Source organism: Cognatishimia sp. SS12, assembly GCF_028369055.1.
Classification (GTDB): Bacteria; Pseudomonadota; Alphaproteobacteria; order Rhodobacterales; family Rhodobacteraceae; genus Cognatishimia.
On sequence record NZ_JAQNCZ010000001.1, the window covers coordinates 685,836 to 703,189 of the forward strand.

Here is a 17,354-nt window from a genome sequence, read left to right on the forward strand (position 1 = left end):
TCAATTGCTTTAAGCTCAGCGCAAAGATCAACGTGCCTGGGGGGCAATCGGTGAACAGATTCGACCGCTATATGCTGTCGCAACTCATGATGCTGTTCGGCTTCTTTGCGCTGGTGCTGGTCTCCGTTTATTGGGTGAACCGCGCCGTTGTGCTGTTTGATCGGCTGATTGCAGACGGGCAATCCATTGGCGTTTTCCTTGAATTCACCATGCTCAGCCTGCCGAATGTTATCAAGCTGATCCTGCCCATCGCCAGCTTTGCTGCTGCCACCTATGTGACCAACCGGCTGTCAAGCGAGAGCGAGCTTGTGGTAATGCAGGCCACCGGGTTCAGCCCGTGGCGGCTGGCCCGCCCGATCCTGAATTTTGGCATCATTGCCGGTTTGATGATGGCGGCGTTGACCATTGTTCTGGTGCCCACCAGCTTGACGCAGCTCGATCAGCGAGAACGCGAAATCGCCGAAAACGCCACCGCGCGTTTGCTAAGCGAAGGTACCTTTCTGCACCCCTCTGGCAATATCACATTCTACATCCGCGACATCAGCAGCGATGGCGTCTTGCACGACCTGTTTCTGTCGGATCGCAGCAACCCGAAACAGACCATCACCTATACCGCGGAAGAGGCGTATCTGATCAAATCCGACGCCGGGCCAAAACTGGTGATGGTCGATGGGCTTGCGCAGGTTGAAAACACCGAAGATGGGCGGCTGTTCACCACAAATTTCGCAGATTTCGCCTATGATATCAGCAGCTTCCTGCAATATCGCAACAATCAGCAAAAGTCGCTGGAACGCACGGGCACGCTTGATCTGATCCGCGTGCCTGAAGATATCGCGCTGAAGCTTGACCTGCCACTGGGGTGGGTGATGGCCGAATTGCACGGGCGGTTTGCCCAGATTGGCATGGTGATCGTGGCGGCGCTGGTTGGGTTCTCAACCCTGCTGCTGGGGGGCTTTAGCCGCTTTGGCGTCTGGCAGCAGATCGTTCTGGCCTTTGCCATTTTGGTGGCGCTGGAAGCGATGAAAAACGGCGTCAGCGATCCCGTGCGCCGCAACGCTGAGCTGTGGTATCTGATGTATGTGCCTTCTGTGATCGGACTTGCGCTGGTTGTGCTGATGCTGGCCAGTCGCGCCTATCCGATTTCTCTGCGAAAACGGGGCACGTCATGACGCTCTATTTCTATTTCGCGCGTAAATTCATCTGGTTTTTCATGGCGTTGGCGGGCGTTTTTGCTCTGTTGCTTCTGCTCTTCAGCCTGGTGGAGCACCTACGGCGCTTTGACGTTGCCGAAATCGGTCTGTTTGAACTTTTCCGCCTCATGCTGCTGAACATGCCACGGGAAATGTATCAGATCATTCCGCTGATCATGATCCTGTCCTCGCTCACCCTGTTTCTTAGCCTTGCGCGCAGCAGCGAATTGGTGGTGACACGCGCCAGTGGCCGCTCGGCCCTCAAAAGCCTGCTCTCGCCCATCGCGGTGGCGTTGCTGATTGGGCTGTTTGGGACATCCACGCTAAACCCGATCGTTGCCGCAACCACGAAACGCTATGACGAATTGGCCGCCGCCTTCAACAGCGGCGGCACCAGCACGCTGTCGATCTCGCGCGAAGGCATCTGGCTGCGTCAGGGCAGCGAACGCGGGCAGACGGTGATCTTTGCCGAAGGGGCCAACCACGACGCCACCAAACTGCGCGGTGTCATGATGCTGAGCTACGCGCCTGATGGTGGTCCACGTCGCCGCATCCAAGCAGAGCGCGCCTCGCTTGAAGAGGGGCATTGGGCACTGCAGGGCGTGAAACTCTGGCCGCTGCTGGGCAATGAAAATGCAGAATCTGCCGCCGAGCGTCACGACAGTTTTGAATTGCCCACCACGCTCACGCGCGAGCAAATTCGCGACAGTTTTGGCAAGCCCCGCGCGGTCTCGGTCTGGGAATTGCCGCGCCTGATCAACCAGCTTGAAACCGCCGGATTTTCGGCGCGCCGCCATACGATGTGGCTGCATATGGAATTGGCGCAGCCCCTGTTTCTGATTGCCATGGTTCTGGTCTCTGCCGCCTTTACCATGCGTCACACGCGGTTTGGGCGCACCGGGGTTGCCGCGCTGGCAGCAACGATGTCCGGCTTTGCGCTTTATTATGTGCGCAACTTCGCGCAGATCCTTGGGGAAAACGGCCAGATCCCAATTGAACTTGCGGCCTGGACCCCGCCTGTGGCCAGCGTGCTCTTGGCAGTCGGATTGCTCTTGCATATGGAAGACGGATGATGCGGATCAACTCTCTGACACCCCGGCTCGCCGCAGCGACGCTGAGCGCAGTTTTGCTGCTCAGCGCGCCAATGGTTATGGCCCAGCAACGCCCAGCGGATGAAAACGTCATCCTTTTGGCCGACTCCGTCTATCTGCGCGGCAATAACACGCTTGAGGCGCGCGGCAATATCGAGGCCACACGCGGCGAGACCAAACTGACCGCAAGCGCGATCATCTATGACAGCCAGGCTGATACCATCACTGTGGAAGGTCCGATCACAATTGTCGACGGCGACACGGTTGAGGTCTTTGCCGAATTTGCCGAACTTGATACCGCGCTGCAAAATGGCCTGCTGAAAAGCGCGCGGCTGGTGCTGCGTCAGCAGGTGACCATTCAGGCCGCTGAGGCCGAGCGCATCGCCGGCAAAAAATCGGTGCTGTATTCCGCCACCGCGACCTCCTGCATCACCTGTGGCGACGAAGCGCCGCTCTGGCAGGTGCGGGCCCGCAAAGTCACCCATGACGAAGAAGCGCGCCAGCTTTATTTTGATGATGCGCAATTTCGCGTCATGGATGTGCCGATCTTTTACCTGCCGCGCCTGCGCTTTCCGGACCCCACGCAGACGCGCGCCACCGGGTTTCTTTTCCCTGAAATCAAATCGCGCTCCCGCCTCGCGACCGGGGTTAAGATCCCCTATTTCATTGCCATCGGCGATCACAAGGATCTGACGCTGACGCCGTATATCTCGCCCAATACGCTGACCATGGAATGGCGGTATCGGCAGGCATTTCGAAATGGCGGGCTTACCTTTGAAGGTGCGCTGTCGCGGGATGACTTCAGCACCCAGGGCAACCGCGCCTATGTGTTTGGCAATGGCGCATTTGAACTCGCGCGGGATTACACACTCAGCTTTGATCTGAAGGCCGTGTCCGATGATGCCTACCTTGCGGATTACGACTATTCGGGTCTGGACCGGCTCACCAGCGAAGTGGCGCTGACACGGGTCAATCGCGATGAAAATACCAAACTGGCGCTGCTGCACTATGAATCCCTGCGCGCCAGCGAAAGCAATCTGACGCTTCCGGCGATCGTTCTTTCGGCCCGGAAACAGAAACGCTTTTACCCCAATGCTTTGGGCGGCGAAGCGCTGTGGGAACTGGAAGCCCATGCGCATCATCGCCGCTCTGACGTGGCAACGGATGCCAATGGCGATGGGGTGATTGATGGGCGCGATGTGGCGCGCCTGAATGCCAATCTGGAATGGCGCGACACTTGGCTGACCCAAGGTGGGCTGGAATATGGCGTCACCGCCGCAGTGGCGCTGGACGCCGCGCGCACTACGCAGGATTCAAACCTCAGCGATGAATCCTATCTGCAAATCACACCCACCGTGGCGGCGCATCTGCGCTATCCGCTGATCCGCCAGACCAACGCGGGGGCCACGCAAATCCTTGAGCCAATTGCACAAATCGCCTGGTCCGGCGGTGGGCTGCGGCTGGGCAGCGATCTCGCCAATGACGAAAGCACGCGCGTCGAATTTGACGAAGGCAACCTTTTGGCGCTGTCGCGGTTTCCGTCTGATGACCGGCGCGAACGAGGTCTGGTCGGGGCTTGGGGGCTGAATTGGTCGCGGCTTGGCCCGGGCTGGGACGCGCATTTGACCGTGGGTCAGGTGGTGCGCGCCGAGGCGCATCCTGATTTCAGCACCAGCTCTGGCCTTGCAAGCCAGGCCTCCGATTTTCTGATTGCCACCAAGCTCAATGCCGAAAACGGGCTGTTCTTTACCACACGCACCCTGGTGGATGGCATCGAAGGCCTTGGCAAAGTTGAGGCGCGCGGCGGCTGGGACAGCGACAAGCTGGATGTCAGCGCCTCTTATGTCTGGCTGGATTCCGACCCGGCCGAAGATCGCGCCACCGATCTGTCCGAATGGAACTTTGACGGTGCCTACCGCGTCAATCGCCACTGGACGGGATTGGCCAATTGGCGCTTTGATGTGGCCAGCCGAGAGACCGCCGAAGCGGGCATCGGCTTTGAATATCGCAACGAATGTGTGAAAGCGCGGTTTTCCGTATCGCGTCGCTTCACATCTTCTACTACGGTACTCCCAGCAACGGATCTCAGCTTTACGGTTGAAATTCTGGGCTTTTCCGCGAATAGCGTGGATAAGAGCTATGCAAGAAAATGCGAAGAGACGGCAGGATGACACGCAAGATGACGCTGAAACACCTAATTTCTTCCGCCCTGACAGCGGCTGTGCTGTTGACCGGTGCGCCTGTGGCAGAGGCGCAGAGCCTGTTCAGCCCGGCTGTGACGGTGAACGAACGGGTTGTCACCTGGTACGAAGTAGACCAGCGGGTGAAGTTTTATGAAACCATCCGCCGTCTTGGAGATCTGCAAAAAATCGCGCGCGATGAGTTGATCGACGATCGGCTGCGGTTGCAGGCGGGCGAGGCGCTTGGCATTGAAGTCGATGATGACGCGGTCTCCGCTGGCATGACTGAATTTGCGGGCCGCGCCAATCTGACGGCAGAGCAATTTGTTGCCGGTCTGGCGCAGAATGGCGTTGATGCGCAGACCTTCCGCGACTTTGTGCGCGCCGGTCTGGTCTGGCGGCAAGTGGTGGCCGCGCGCTTCCGGGGTCGTGTGCAGGTCTCGGACGCGGAAATTGACGCCGCCTTGGGCGCTGCCGGTCAAGCCGGGCTGCGCGTGCTTTTGTCAGAAATCATCATCCCGGTCACGCCGCAGAACGAAGGAGAGGTCAAGCAGCTCGCCAATGAGCTGAGCACCCTGACCTCTTATGCGCGGTTCTCGGAGGCCGCAGGCCGTTTCTCTGCGGCGCGCACCCGTGCAAATGGCGGGCGTCTGGATTGGTTGCCGCTGACCAATCTGCCGGCCCCACTGCGGCCTGTCATTCTTGAACTGAAACCGGGCGAGGTTTCGGCCCCGCTTGAGCTGGAGGGCGCCATTGCCGTGTTCCAGATGCGCGGCATCGAAGAAATGCCGGTCCCTGCCACCGAATTTGCGGCGATTGAATATGGCGTGTTGCGCTTGCCCGGTGGCCGTTCACCAGAGACCCTGGCGCGGGCCGCCGAAATTCGCGGCAATATCGACACTTGCGATGATCTTTATGGTGTCAACTACGGTGGCCCCGAAGCCGCCCTGTCCATCGAAGCCAAGGCCCCCGCAGATATTCCGCGCAATATCGCGGTTGAGCTTGCCAAACTGGACCGGCACGAAGTCTCCACCGCGCTGACCAGCGCTGATGGCAGCCAATTGCTCTTTGTGATGCTGTGCGGTCGCACCGCCGCTATCAACGAAGAGGCCAGCCGCGAAGACGTCGCCGCAGCGCTGCGCAATCGTCGACTGTCCTCTTACGCCGATGGCTATCTGGCCCAGCTGCGCGCCGAAGCGACCATTGTGGAAAAATGACCCAGCTTCCCATCGCGTTGACCTGTGGTGAACCCGGCGGTGTCGGGCTCGAGCTTGCGGAAAAAAGCTGGAAAGCGCTGAAGGATGAGATGGTGTTTTTCCTGATCGGCGATCCGGACCATCTGCCGGGTGCTGTGCCACATGAGATCATCCAATCCCCGCACGAGGCCGCAGCGGTCATGCCGCGCGCCCTGCCGGTGCTGGCGCATCCGTTTTTTGGCGCGGGGACGCCCGGTGTGCTCGATCCGGCCAATGCGCAAAGTGTGGTGGATGTGATCGCTCAAGCGGTTGATTTTGCGATGCAGGGCGACGTCGCCGCCATTTGCACCGCACCGATCCACAAAAAGGCCCTGCAGGATGGTGCCGATTTCGCATGGCCGGGCCATACGGAATATCTGGCCTATCTGGCGGATGTCGATCAGGTCGTGATGATGCTCGCCAGCGACGTGCTGCGCGTTGTGCCTGCGACCATTCACATTGCTATTCAGGATGTGCCAGCGGCGCTGACCGCAAAGTTGCTGCGCGACACGATCAGGATCACCCATCAGGGGCTGCAAACGCAGTTCGGCATCGCTGCGCCGCGCCTGGCTGTGGCGGGGCTCAACCCCCACGCGGGCGAAGGCGGGGCCATGGGCCGCGAAGAGATAGACCTGATCAGCCCCCTGCTGGAGGAGCTGCGCGACGAAGGACTGACGCTGCTGGGCCCTATGTCTGCGGACACGATGTTTCACGCCGCCGCGCGCACCCAATATGATGCCGCCATCTGCATGTATCACGATCAGGCGCTGATCCCGATCAAGACCTTGGATTTTGACCGCGGCGTCAATGTCACGTTGGGACTGCCGTTCATTCGCACCTCGCCCGATCATGGCACCGCGCTCGACATTGCCGGCAAGGACCTTGCCAATCCCAGCAGCATGATCCATGCGCTGCGCATGGCGCAGAACATGGCCGACAGTCAGCCCCCCCGCGCCACCGACGCCCTTTAAAAAAGAAAGCCGCCAATGGCCGCCATCGACTCCCTGCCCCCGTTGCGCGACGTCATCGCCACCCACGACCTTTCGGCGCGCAAAGCGTTGGGGCAGAACTTTCTGCTTGATCTCAACCTGACGGCCAAAATCGCGCGGCTGGCTGGGGATCTGAGTGAAAGCGATGTGCTGGAAATCGGCCCCGGACCTGGCGGCCTGACACGCGGCCTGCTGGCCGAAGGCGCGCGCCGGGTCTTGGCAATCGAAAAAGACAGCCGCTGCATGCCCGCCCTTGCCGAAATTGCCGCCGCTTATCCCGGTCAGCTTGAGGTGATCAATGGAGATGCGCTTGAGATTGACCCGCTCAGCCACCTGACGCCGCCGATCCGGGTTGCCGCCAACCTGCCCTATAACGTCGGAACAGAGCTGCTGGTGCGTTGGCTGACGCCAAAGACCTGGCCGCCCTTCTGGCAGAGCCTGACGCTGATGTTTCAAAAGGAAGTCGCTGAGCGCATCACCGCAACGCCGGGCAGCAAAGCCTACGGAAGGCTTGCGATCCTGTCGCAATGGCGCGCGGATGCCAAGATTGTGCTGCACCTGCCGCCGGGGGCCTTTACGCCGCCACCCAAAGTCAGCAGCGCTGTCGTGCATCTCACCGCCCTGCCCGCCCCCAGATTTGAAGCCAATGCCGGCACGCTGAACAAAGTTGTGGCCGCCGCCTTTAACCAAAGGCGCAAAATGCTGCGTTCCTCGCTGAAATCGCTAAGCCCGGATATTGAAGATCGTCTGATCGCCGCCGGGATCACCCCCACCGATCGGGCCGAAGTCGTCCCGCTGGAAGGGTTCTGCGCCTTGGCCCGCGAAATGGACAAAGCCTAAAACGACAAACGCCCGAGCCATGGCCCGGGCGTTTTTCATAACTGTTCGTGGGACTTATTCAGCCGCCTTGGCGTCACCGGCATCTGCCGCAGGGGCCTCGGCGGTTTCTGCGGCTTTCGGCTTGCTGCTACGGCGGGGCTTTGGTGCGGCCTCACCGGCCTCTTCGCCCGCCTTTTGGCGCGGACGTCGCGGCGCGCGTTTGGGTTTGCTTTCGCTGGATTTGGTTTCGGGTGTTTCCACCAAATTGCTCTGACCGTTGCCATCCGCTTCGATCACATCCATCGCAACATCGGGTTGCGGTGCCTCGGCCGGATCGCTGGACGCTTCGGCCGCGGGCGCGTTGGATTCACGCTCCTGGCGTTCGGCCCGCGCGGCGCGTTCACGATCGCGTTCGGCCTGACGCTCCCGGTTCTGGCGCTCTTGCTCTTCGCGTTTGGCATCCATTTCACGCTGCGCTTCGCTCAGCAGGCGCATGTAATGTTCGGCGTGCTGCTGGAAGTTTTCCGTCGCAACCCGGTCGCCCGCCAATTGCGCATCACGCGCCAGTTGGTTGTATTTGTCGATGATCTGCTGCGGAGTCCCGCGCACTTTGCCCTCAGGGCCGCTACTGTCAAAAACGCGATTGACGACGTTGCCACCTGATGGGCGATTGCGGTTGTTCTTTGACCGCGAACGGGACTTCGATGATCTCATGGTATAATTCGTCCAGCCTTGATGTCACTGCTGTTAAAGACCGCTTCATCGCCATTAGGCAGTTCAGCAGGTCGGAAATTTTTTGGCTTGGTGTCTTGCGGGACCGCCTAAGGGCATCCACCGACCAGACCCTACCTGATTACCCTTCCCGTTTCTGTGACACAAGTGCCCGTGGGGGTTTTTTGCCAAAAAATCAGATTTTCAGGCTATTTGTCGCTGAAAACTAAGGTTGCGTGCCACAAACGACACGATCGCGCCCGTCCAGATCAGGCACAATTGCCACATCCGTCAATCCGGCGTCATTAAAAATCCCAGCAACATCGGGGCCTTGCTGCCAGCCGATTTCCACCAATATGCGCCCTCCGGGGGCCAGATGACGGCCGCAGCCTGCGGCCAGAACGTGATAAGGCGCAAGCCCATCCCCGCCCGGCGTAAGCGCCAGATGCGGATCATGCAGCGCAACATCCGGTGACAAATGCGCCATCTCCGCTTCGGTGATATAGGGCGGGTTGGACACGATCAGATCAAACGACCCGGTGACATCGGCGAACCAGTCTGATTTCAACGTTGTCAGCCGACCGGAGACCCCATGCGTGGACGCATTGCGCGCGGTGACGTCAAGACAAGGGGCGCTGACGTCCACCGCCACGCCCGTGGCCTTGGGCCATTCTGCCAGAAGTGTCACCGCGATTATGCCGCTGCCACATCCCAGATCAATCAACCGCTCTGGCGCAGGTCCCTTTAGGGCGGTTTCAATCAGGCTTTCGGTTTCCGGGCGCGGGTCAAGCACATCCGGGGTCACTTCGAAATCGCGCCCCCAGAAGCTGCGCCGCCCCAAGATGCGCGACACGGGTTCACGCGCGGCGCGTCGGGCCAGCATGTGGTGAAAGCGGCTGGCCTCTTCGGTGCTGACCGGCAGGTCTGGCTCAAGCGTCAGGCGCGACACAGAAATCCCAAGCGCTTCGGCCAGCAAGAGCCGCGCATCACGCTCTGGGCCGGGGATACCCACGTCGCGCAGGGCGCGGGTTCCTTCCATCAGCGCCTGGCGCAAGATCATGACTGCATCGCCGCCAATTGCTGTGCCTGATCATCAGCGGTCAGCGCATCGATGATCTCATCCAGATCGCCCTGCATCACTTGATCAAGCTTATAAAGCGTCAGGTTGATACGGTGGTCCGTCATGCGCCCTTGCGGAAAATTATAGGTGCGAATGCGTTCTGAGCGGTCGCCCGAGCCGACCTGCGATTTGCGATCGGCAGAGCGTTCATCCGCCAGCCGCTGCCGTTCCGCATCATAAAGCCGCGTTTTCAGCACCTGCATGGCAATTTCGCGGTTCCGGTGCTGCGATTTCTCTGACGAGGTCACAACGATCCCGGTCGGGATATGGGTGATACGCACGGCAGAATCCGTGGTGTTGACGTGCTGCCCGCCCGCCCCAGAGCTGCGCATGGTGTCAATGCGCAGATCATTGGCGTCAATCTGAATGTCGACATCATCCGCTTCGGGTAGCACCGCCACCGTTGCGGCCGAGGTATGAATGCGTCCGCCGCTTTCGGTGGTCGGCACGCGCTGCACCCGGTGCACGCCGCTTTCGTATTTCAGACGTGCAAACACGTTTTCGCCCTTGATATGGGCCACAACTTCTTTGATGCCGCCGAGTTCAGTGGCGGCCTCTTCGATAATCTCAAAGCGCCAGCCGCGCGCCTCGGCATACCGCTGGTACATGCGCAGCAGATCCCCGGCAAAAAGCGCCGCCTCATCCCCGCCTGTGCCGGGGCGAATCTCGATCATCGCCGGGCGCGCGTCAGCGGCATCTTTCGGCAAAAGCGCCAATTGCAGCGCCTCTTCGGCCTTGGGCAGCTGCTCTTTGAGCAGCGGCAGCTCTTCTTCGGCGAGGGCGCGCATGTCCGGATCTTCCAGCATCAGCTGCGCTTCTTCCAGATCCGCCAAAAGCTGTTTGTAGGCTGTAATCTGCTCAACCAGCGGCTTGATATCAGAATATTCTTTGGCCAGCGTAGCGATATCCGCCCCCGCTGCCCCATCTGCCATCTGCGCTTCGAGATATTCGAACCGCTGGGCGATCTGTTCTAGTCGATCAAAAGGAACCATGGCGTTTCATTTCCTATCCGCCCGGTTTGGTCAAGGGCGCAGTCTATGGTAAACTTAGGCTATGAAAGCCTTTGTTGCCCTGATCCTTGCCGGGCTGACCGCCCTGCCCGCGCTTGCGGATGTCACTGCCCCGAGTGGGCGCGTGATAGAATGTTATTGCACCGACAAAACCGGCAGCCGCGTTGAATTGGGCGAAATGACCTGCCTGCAGGTGGATGGGCGCATGTTCATGGCGCAATGTCAGATGTCGCAGAATGTGCCGATGTGGCGCGAAATCTCGCCCGGCTGTCTGAGTTCATCGCTGCAATCCCCCCACGGTCCTCCGGCCCCTATGGTGGACGCGCAAAGCTGACCCCCTTTTCCCAGATCCCATGCGCCGCCCACCTGTGACCTGCAGGAAACAGATTGTGGCAATTTTATGGAAATCCATACACTCCAACTCTTTTTTGCGGCAAAAACAGCGGATTGACGGCGCACGCGCCAGAATCGTTCGATATGCCCAGGTGGAAAATGTTCAAGAAAATCAGCGCCCTCGCCGCCCCAACACTTTGCGCGATGACCTTTGCGGGCAGCGCATTGGCCGGCTCGCTCGGCGATCCGATTGTCGAAGCCCCGCTTGAGGCGCTCAGCCCGAAAGATTGGCAAGGCTTCCGCCTGGGTCTGACCTACAATTCGGAAATCGACGGCGCAACGCAGGTTTATTCCGAAGGCTTCCTGTTCATCAACAGCCCCAATGACGGGTTTGATGGCTTTGGCGGTTTCCTTGGCTATGACCATCAGTGGCGCAATTTGGTTGTCGGGATTGAGCTACAGGCCCTGCCGCAGCAAACCGTTGTGCAAGGCAACCCAAACCATATCCACAGTGATCTAAATTCGCTACGCGCGCGCATCGGCTATGCCTTTGGCAATACGTTGATTTTCGGCAGCTTTGGCCTGGCGGAGAGCACGTTTAACGAAAATGGCACCCTCATCGACATGTCGGGCGACGTCTATGGCATTGGGGTGGAATATATGGTGTCTGACCACACTTTTGTCGGGCTTAGCGTCGATCACTATGCGATGTCAGGTGAAAACTTCTTTAGTGCGGCGTCAGCAGAAAGTGACCACACCATCGTGCAGCTGCGCATCGGCTTTAAGTTCTGATCAGCTTTGCTATGGTGGCCGCAACCATAATCTGCGGGCCTTATCGTGTCAGACAAATCTTCCGATGATCTCATCCATTCCCCCAACGGCGGCATGCCCCGTCTGCTGGAAATCATGCGCCGCTTGCGCGACCCTGAGACCGGCTGCCCCTGGGACATAGAACAAAATTTTGCGACCATCGCGCCCTATACAATCGAAGAGGCCTATGAGGTCGCGGACGCGATTGAGCGCCAGGATTGGCAAGATCTGAAGGGCGAGCTTGGCGATCTGCTGTTTCAGTCGGTCTTTCATGCGCAGATGGCCGAGGAGGCCGGGTTGTTTGATTTCAACGCCGTCGCCGACACGATGTCAGACAAGATGGTGGCGCGCCATCCGCATGTCTTTGGCGATGAAAGCCGCGAGAAATCAGCCGAACAGCAAACCAAGGACTGGGAAGCCATCAAGGCCGCAGAACGCGCAGGCAAAGCCCAGCAAGGCACGTTGGATGGCGTGGCCGTTGGCCTACCCGCGCTTTTGCGGGCCTATAAATTGCAAAAACGCGCTGCCCGCGTCGGCTTTGACTGGCCGGATGTCAGCCATGTGCTGGCGAAAATTGTCGAAGAAAGCCACGAGCTGATCGAAGCACGCGACACGCTCACCCAGACCGAAGTGACCGAAGAGCTGGGCGATCTGATGTTTGTCATCGCCAACCTCGCCCGCCACCTGAATGTCGAGCCAGAGGCCGCCCTGCGGGCCACCAATGCCAAATTCGTGCGGCGGTTTGAACAGGTCGAAGCCAAGCTGAAAGCGCGCGGCAAAACCCCGTCCGACTCGGATCTGGCAGAAATGGACGCGCTTTGGGACGAGGTGAAGGCCGAAGAAAAGGCGCGGCGAAAATTGGCGCAGAATTCCTGACTACAAAAATCAGGTATTGACCCGACAAAAAAACTCAGATTAAAAGCGGCCATCGAAACACAAACGAATGGTCAACCCATGTTCGCAACTTTTAAGAACTCCGTATTTGCAGCAGCTGCGAGCTGCGTCGCGCTGCCCCTCGCCGCTGCCGAGGTCAATGTTTATTCTTACCGTCAGCCTGAGCTGATCAAGCCGCTGACCGATGCCTTTACCGCCGAAACCGGCATTGAGGTCAACGTTGCCTATCTGGAAAAAGGCATGATTGAACGCCTTGAGGCCGAAGGCGCACGCTCCCCTGCTGATGTGATCCTGACCGTTGATATCTCGCGTCTTGCCGCTGTGGTTGATGCGGGTTTCACCCAGCCTGTCGCCTCTGAAACCCTGCTGAGCAACGTGCCAGAGATTTACCGCGATCCCGACGGCCATTGGTTCGGCCTGACGACCCGCGCGCGCATTGTCTATGCCTCCAAAGATCGCGTGGCAGAAGGCGAAGTGACCACCTATGAGGATCTCGCTGACCCGAAATGGCAGGGCCGTATTTGCACCCGCTCTGGCACCCACGCTTATAACGTTGCGCTGACCTCTGCGGTTCTGGAACATCACGGCGAAGCCTTTACCAAAACCTGGCTGGAAGGCGTCAAATCCAACCTGGCCCGCAAACCGCAGGGCAATGACCGCGCCCAAGTGAAAGCGATCTGGGCTGGTGAATGCGATATCTCGGTCGGCAACACCTATTACATGGGCAAAATGCTGTCAGACGACGAGCAAAAAGCCTGGGCCGACAGCGTGAATGTCATTTTCCCAACCTTCGAAAACGGCGGCACCCATGTGAACGTCTCTGGTGTTGCCATGGTGAAATCCGCGCCAAATCAGGACGAAGCGCTGCAATTCATGGAATTCCTGACCTCGCCAAAAGCGCAGGAAATCTACGCCAAAGCCAACTTTGAATACCCGATTGCCGAAGGCACCAAAGCTGATCCGCTGGTGGAAGGCTGGGGCAGCTTTACCCCTGACAGCGTCAACCTGATGACCCTTGCAGGTCAGCGCGATGCTGCGATCAAGCTGATCGAAACCGTGGATTTTGACGGCTAAGCAAGTCACTTGATCCAAGAATAGGCGGGCCAGCAACTGCGGCCCGCCTTTTTTGTGCGCGAGGCGCATCGGCGCCGCATCGCCAGCGCCGGGCTTTCACCTAGACATTTCGCGCCCGCGCCCGCAGTCTGACCGCAAAACATCAAAGGCAGGCGCACGCAGCAATGGCACGCAAGATTATCATCGATACCGATCCGGGACAGGACGACGCCGCGGCGATCTTTCTGGCGCTCGCCAGCCCCGAAACGCTCAGTGTTCTGGGCATCACCACGGTGGCGGGCAATGTGCCGTTGGCCCGCACCTCGGAAAACGCCCGCATTGTGTGTGAATGGGCGGGCAAACCCGAGACCCGCGTTTTTGCAGGCTGCGACGCCCCCATGCAGCGCGCGCTGGTGACGGCGGAACATGTGCATGGCAAGACCGGCCTCGATGGCCCGGCAAACTTGCCCAAACCCAAAATAGCGCTTCAGGACCAGCACGGCGTTGATTTCATTATCGACACCCTGCGCGCGGAACCTGCGGGCAGCGTGACGCTCTGTACGTTGGGACCGCTGACCAATATCGGCACAGCTTTTGCCAAAGCGCCCGAAATTATCGCGCGGGTGGCCGAAATCGTGATGATGGGCGGGGCATATTTTGAGGTTGGGAACATCACACCCGCTGCCGAATTCAACATTTATGTCGACCCGGAAGCCGCTGATATTGTTTTTAAATCCGGTTGCAAACTGACCGTTATGCCACTGGATGTGACGCATAAGGCGCTGACCAGCCCGGCACGGGTTGCCGCGCTGCGCGATCTTGGCACCACAGCGGGTATTGCCATGGCCGACATGCTGGATTTTTTCGAACGCTTTGATGTCGAGAAATACGGCAGCGCAGGCGCACCGCTGCATGACCCTTGCGTCATTGCCTATCTGCTTCGACCCGAGCTTTTCGACGGGCGACATATCAATGTGATGATCGAAACCAAGTCAGAGCTGACCCTCGGTATGACTGTGGCCGATTTTTGGGGCGTGACGGACCGCACGCCCAACGCGCTTTTCATGCAAGACGTGGACGCTGACGGTTTCTTTGCCCTGCTGACAGAAAGATTGGCCCGACTATGAGCACCGCGTTGCACCTTGCCAAACCGGCGGATCTGCCCAAACTGATGACGCTGGTGTCGGCCTTTCACGCCGAAATGGGCCTTGGCACCGAAGAAACCGCCCGTGAACGGGCGCTGCTGCCCCTGCTGGAAGGCTCGCCTTATGGGGCGATCTATCTGATGGGCCCCGCCCGCGCGCCAATCGGCTATGCGGCGCTGACCTTCAGCTGGTCGATCGAATTTGGCGGTATGGATGGCTTTATCGACGAGCTTTACGTGCGGCCCGGCGTGCGTGGGCGTGGTGTCGCAACCAATGCTCTGGCCGCGCTGCGCAATATGCTGAAATCGGCTGAGGTGCGCGCCGTGCATCTTGAGGTCGCGCGCGACAATGACGCGGTGCAGCGCCTCTATGGGCGGGCGCATTTCAAGCTGCGCGAGCAATACAGCCTGATGACTTTGCGCCTTTGATCATAGGCAAAGCCTGCTTATATAGCAGCCATGACCCTGAGCATTCCCTTTGACAACAGCTATGCCCGCCTGCCCGCATCGTTGTTTACCCCCTGTCAGCCCACGCCGGTCGCTGCACCAGAGCTGATCGCCTTTAATCGCCCGCTGGCTGATCAGCTCGGCCTGACCGGGGCCGACAATGACGCAGACCTGGCGCAAATCTTTGCGGGCAACCATATGCCGCAGGGTGCCGCGCCGCTGGCGCAGCTTTATGCTGGGCATCAATTTGGCCAATGGAATCCGCAACTTGGAGACGGGCGCGCGATTTTGTTGGGCGAGGTTGAGACCGATCAGGGGCGGTTTGACATTCAGCTCAAGGGCTCGGGGCCAACACCCTATTCGCGCAATGGCGATGGGCGCGCCTGGTTGGGGCCGGTCCTGCGCGAATATGTCGTGTCCGAAGCGATGCATGCGCTTGGCGTTCCAACGACGCGCGCGCTTGCGGCGGTGCGCACCGGCCAAAAGGTGCAGCGTGAAACCGCGTTGCCCGGCGGTGTCATCACCCGCGTGGCCCGCAGTCACATCCGCGTCGGCACATTTCAGGTGCTGGCGGCGCGGCAGGACATCGAAGGCCTGACAGCGCTTTATGAGCATGCCGTGGCGCGGCATTACCCGGCTGCCAAGGACCCGCTGAGCTTCCTTCAGGCGGTGATCGACGCGCAGGCCAATCTGGTGGCGCATTGGATGAGCCTTGGGTTCATTCACGGCGTGATGAACACCGACAATTGCGCCATCTCAGGGGAAACCATCGACTATGGCCCCTGCGCCTTTATGGATCACTTTCACCCGATGCAGGTATTTTCCAGCATCGACCGCAATGGGCGCTATGCCTATGGCAATCAGCCCGACATCATCGTTTGGAACATGGCGCAGCTGGCCACCGCGCTGGTGCCTCTGATGCCGGACACCGACGCAGCGGTGCGCGATTTCACTGAGGTCATTCACGCGATGCCGGACCTTCTGCGCAAAAACTGGCGCGATCGGTTCGCCGCCAAGCTGGGAATTACCGATGCGCGCCAAGAAGACGAGACGCTGATCAACGGTTTTCTGACCCTAATGGCGAATTCCCGCGCCGATTTCACCCAAAGCTTCCGCGCCCTTGCGCAAGGCAGCGCCGCGGATCACATGTCAGACGCTGCCGCCTATGCCAAATGGCAGGGCAGCTGGCAGGCGCGTATCGCTGAGGTGCCCGACCCCAGCGCGCATATGCGCGCAGTCAGCCCGTATCTCATCCCGCGCAATCACCAGATCGAAGCAATGATCGACGCAGCGGTGGCGGGCGATGACGCGCCGTTTCATAGGCTGACCACCGCGCTGGCCCGCCCCTATGAGGAAAACCCCGCCTATCGGGACCTCGCAGAGCCGCCAAAAGAAGACGAGATTGTGAAGGCAACATTCTGCGGCACCTAAGGTCGATCAAAAGCCAACCAAGCCCCCGAACAATGTGAGGAAAACGGCTCTCCCATGACTCAGTATTTCGTTTATGACGTCTTCACGGATCAGGCATTTGGCGGCAACCCGCTTGCCGTGATCCCGGATGCCACCGCCCTGCCCGAGGCCGATCTGCCGCGGATCGCGCGCGAATTCAATTTTTCGGAAACCACTTTTATCTATCCGCCTGAGGACCGGGCGCATACAGCGCGGGTGCGAATTTTTACGCCGACGATGGAAATCCCTTTTGCCGGGCATCCGCTCATTGGCACCACGCTTGCACTGTATGATATCGGTGAACCTGCTGAGATGGTGCTGGAACTGGGCGTTGGCCCCCTGCGCTGCTGGGTTGAGGGCGCGCGTGCCAGCTTCACGACCGCAAAGGCGCTGGAGCGGGTGGCAGACATTGAAACCGCTCTGGTCGCCCGAGCGCTCGGCTTATCCGAAGAGGACATCACAACAACAACTCACGCCCCGGTGCTGGCCACACTCGGATTGCCCTTTGTCATTTCAGAGCTGACCAGCCGCGCCGCCCTTGCGCGCATTCAAACCCATAGCGACGCCTTCCGCGAAGGCGCTGCGCGCTATCCGGCGGGGCTGGACTTTTCGCAGTTTGCCTATGTGCGCAATGGGCAAACCGTTGATGCGCGCATGTTTGCGCCGCTCGACAATATCCCCGAAGACCCGGCCACAGGGTCGGCCTGCGCCACACTGGCCGCCCTGCTAGCGGAAATCGAAGGCAAGGATCTGACGCTGCGCATTCATCAAGGCGACGATATGGGCCGCCCCAGCGTGATAGAAGCCATGACAAAAGGAAAGGCCGTGACCCTTTCGGGCACGGCCAAACGCATTATGCAGGGCACTCTCGTCTATTAG

17 protein-coding genes are annotated in these 17,354 nt (G+C 59.5%); 14 read left to right on the forward strand and 3 right to left on the reverse strand.

Annotated features, from left to right (window positions below):
- Nucleotides 1-50: 50 nt before the first annotated feature.
- Genes lptF through rsmA form a run of 6 tightly spaced genes read left to right on the forward strand, consistent with a single transcriptional unit; the run spans nt 51 to nt 7,525 of the window.
- Nucleotides 51-1,169, forward strand: a complete 1,119-nt coding sequence (gene lptF, locus N6L24_RS03360; RefSeq protein ID WP_271843218.1) for an LPS export ABC transporter permease LptF — start codon at nt 51-53, stop codon at nt 1,167-1,169.
- Nucleotides 1,166-2,263 carry an LPS export ABC transporter permease LptG gene (gene lptG, locus N6L24_RS03365; protein WP_271843219.1) on the forward strand — a complete coding sequence of 366 codons (1,098 nt, stop codon included), beginning with the start codon at nt 1,166-1,168 and terminating at the stop codon, nt 2,261-2,263. The genes lptF and lptG overlap by 4 nt, the downstream gene beginning before the upstream one ends.
- Nucleotides 2,263-4,452, forward strand: coding sequence for an LPS-assembly protein LptD (locus N6L24_RS03370; RefSeq protein ID WP_271843220.1), 2,190 nt, complete (start codon nt 2,263-2,265; stop codon nt 4,450-4,452). The genes lptG and N6L24_RS03370 overlap by 1 nt, the downstream gene beginning before the upstream one ends.
- Entirely contained in the window at nt 4,449-5,678 is a 1,230-nt protein-coding gene (locus N6L24_RS03375; RefSeq protein ID WP_271843221.1) for a peptidylprolyl isomerase, read from the forward strand. The genes N6L24_RS03370 and N6L24_RS03375 overlap by 4 nt, the downstream gene beginning before the upstream one ends.
- On the forward strand, nt 5,675-6,667 hold the full coding sequence (gene pdxA, locus N6L24_RS03380) for a 4-hydroxythreonine-4-phosphate dehydrogenase PdxA (RefSeq protein WP_271843222.1): 993 nt from the start codon (nt 5,675-5,677) through the stop codon (nt 6,665-6,667). The genes N6L24_RS03375 and pdxA overlap by 4 nt, the downstream gene beginning before the upstream one ends.
- A 15-nt stretch (nt 6,668-6,682) precedes the next feature.
- Entirely contained in the window at nt 6,683-7,525 is an 843-nt protein-coding gene (gene rsmA, locus N6L24_RS03385) for a 16S rRNA (adenine(1518)-N(6)/adenine(1519)-N(6))-dimethyltransferase RsmA (RefSeq protein WP_271843223.1), read from the forward strand.
- Between the two features lie 54 nt (nt 7,526-7,579).
- Here the strand turns inward: rsmA and N6L24_RS03390 are convergent, their stop codons facing one another.
- The 3 genes from N6L24_RS03390 to prfA all read right to left on the reverse strand — a co-directional run bounded on the left by N6L24_RS03390 (nt 7,580) and on the right by prfA (nt 10,327).
- The gene (locus tag N6L24_RS03390) at nt 7,580-8,218 is read right to left on the reverse strand and encodes a DUF4167 domain-containing protein (protein ID WP_271843224.1); all 639 of its coding nucleotides are present in this window, start codon (nt 8,216-8,218) and stop codon (nt 7,580-7,582) included.
- 223 nt (nt 8,219-8,441) lie between these two features.
- Nucleotides 8,442-9,275, reverse strand: coding sequence for a peptide chain release factor N(5)-glutamine methyltransferase (gene prmC / locus N6L24_RS03395; protein ID WP_271843225.1), 834 nt, complete (start codon nt 9,273-9,275; stop codon nt 8,442-8,444).
- Nucleotides 9,272-10,327 carry a peptide chain release factor 1 gene (gene prfA / locus N6L24_RS03400; protein WP_271843226.1) on the reverse strand — a complete coding sequence of 352 codons (1,056 nt, stop codon included), beginning with the start codon at nt 10,325-10,327 and terminating at the stop codon, nt 9,272-9,274. Before prfA ends, prmC begins: the two co-directional genes overlap by 4 nt.
- 61 nt (nt 10,328-10,388) lie before the next feature.
- Between prfA and N6L24_RS03405 the strand changes: the two genes are divergently transcribed.
- The 8 genes from N6L24_RS03405 (at nt 10,389) to N6L24_RS03440 (ending at nt 17,354) form a co-directional block, all read left to right on the forward strand.
- Nucleotides 10,389-10,679: a hypothetical protein gene (locus N6L24_RS03405; protein ID WP_271843227.1), complete on the forward strand. Its 291-nt coding sequence runs from the start codon at nt 10,389-10,391 to the stop codon at nt 10,677-10,679.
- 158 nt (nt 10,680-10,837) lie between these two features.
- Nucleotides 10,838-11,470: an outer membrane protein gene (locus N6L24_RS03410; protein ID WP_271843228.1), complete on the forward strand. Its 633-nt coding sequence runs from the start codon at nt 10,838-10,840 to the stop codon at nt 11,468-11,470.
- Between the two features lie 93 nt (nt 11,471-11,563).
- A complete protein-coding gene (gene mazG / locus N6L24_RS03415) occupies nt 11,564-12,364 on the forward strand; it encodes a nucleoside triphosphate pyrophosphohydrolase (protein WP_271843471.1) in 801 nt (266 codons plus the stop codon).
- Between the two features lie 78 nt (nt 12,365-12,442).
- Nucleotides 12,443-13,456 carry a Fe(3+) ABC transporter substrate-binding protein gene (locus N6L24_RS03420; RefSeq protein WP_271843229.1) on the forward strand — a complete coding sequence of 338 codons (1,014 nt, stop codon included), beginning with the start codon at nt 12,443-12,445 and terminating at the stop codon, nt 13,454-13,456.
- 164 nt (nt 13,457-13,620) lie between these two features.
- The gene (locus N6L24_RS03425) at nt 13,621-14,562 is read left to right on the forward strand and encodes a nucleoside hydrolase (protein WP_271843230.1); all 942 of its coding nucleotides are present in this window, start codon (nt 13,621-13,623) and stop codon (nt 14,560-14,562) included.
- Nucleotides 14,559-15,008: a GNAT family N-acetyltransferase gene (locus tag N6L24_RS03430; RefSeq protein WP_271843231.1), complete on the forward strand. Its 450-nt coding sequence runs from the start codon at nt 14,559-14,561 to the stop codon at nt 15,006-15,008. The genes N6L24_RS03425 and N6L24_RS03430 overlap by 4 nt, the downstream gene beginning before the upstream one ends.
- 30 nt (nt 15,009-15,038) lie before the next feature.
- Nucleotides 15,039-16,457 carry a protein adenylyltransferase SelO gene (locus N6L24_RS03435; RefSeq protein ID WP_271843232.1) on the forward strand — a complete coding sequence of 473 codons (1,419 nt, stop codon included), beginning with the start codon at nt 15,039-15,041 and terminating at the stop codon, nt 16,455-16,457.
- 54 nt (nt 16,458-16,511) lie between these two features.
- A complete protein-coding gene (locus N6L24_RS03440) occupies nt 16,512-17,354 on the forward strand; it encodes a PhzF family phenazine biosynthesis protein (RefSeq protein ID WP_271843233.1) in 843 nt (280 codons plus the stop codon).

Bases quoted from the DNA above. Each gene is read 5' to 3' on its own strand.
- lptG (WP_271843219.1), top strand. From the start codon at position 1,166: ATGACGCTCTATTTCTATTTCGCGCGTAAATTCATCTGGTTTTTCATG.
- N6L24_RS03370 (WP_271843220.1), top strand. From the start codon at position 2,263: ATGCGGATCAACTCTCTGACACCCCGGCTCGCCGCAGCGACGCTGAGC.
- N6L24_RS03375 (WP_271843221.1), top strand. From the start codon at position 4,449: ATGACACGCAAGATGACGCTGAAACACCTAATTTCTTCCGCCCTGACA.
- pdxA (WP_271843222.1), top strand. From the start codon at position 5,675: ATGACCCAGCTTCCCATCGCGTTGACCTGTGGTGAACCCGGCGGTGTC.
- rsmA (WP_271843223.1), top strand. From the start codon at position 6,683: ATGGCCGCCATCGACTCCCTGCCCCCGTTGCGCGACGTCATCGCCACC.
- N6L24_RS03390 (WP_271843224.1), bottom strand. From the start codon at position 8,218: ATGAGATCATCGAAGTCCCGTTCGCGGTCAAAGAACAACCGCAATCGC.
- prmC (WP_271843225.1), bottom strand. From the start codon at position 9,275: ATGATCTTGCGCCAGGCGCTGATGGAAGGAACCCGCGCCCTGCGCGAC.
- prfA (WP_271843226.1), bottom strand. From the start codon at position 10,327: ATGGTTCCTTTTGATCGACTAGAACAGATCGCCCAGCGGTTCGAATAT.
- N6L24_RS03405 (WP_271843227.1), top strand. From the start codon at position 10,389: ATGAAAGCCTTTGTTGCCCTGATCCTTGCCGGGCTGACCGCCCTGCCC.
- N6L24_RS03410 (WP_271843228.1), top strand. From the start codon at position 10,838: ATGTTCAAGAAAATCAGCGCCCTCGCCGCCCCAACACTTTGCGCGATG.
- mazG (WP_271843471.1), top strand. From the start codon at position 11,564: ATGCCCCGTCTGCTGGAAATCATGCGCCGCTTGCGCGACCCTGAGACC.
- N6L24_RS03420 (WP_271843229.1), top strand. From the start codon at position 12,443: ATGTTCGCAACTTTTAAGAACTCCGTATTTGCAGCAGCTGCGAGCTGC.
- N6L24_RS03425 (WP_271843230.1), top strand. From the start codon at position 13,621: ATGGCACGCAAGATTATCATCGATACCGATCCGGGACAGGACGACGCC.
- N6L24_RS03430 (WP_271843231.1), top strand. From the start codon at position 14,559: ATGAGCACCGCGTTGCACCTTGCCAAACCGGCGGATCTGCCCAAACTG.
- N6L24_RS03435 (WP_271843232.1), top strand. From the start codon at position 15,039: ATGACCCTGAGCATTCCCTTTGACAACAGCTATGCCCGCCTGCCCGCA.
- N6L24_RS03440 (WP_271843233.1), top strand. From the start codon at position 16,512: ATGACTCAGTATTTCGTTTATGACGTCTTCACGGATCAGGCATTTGGC.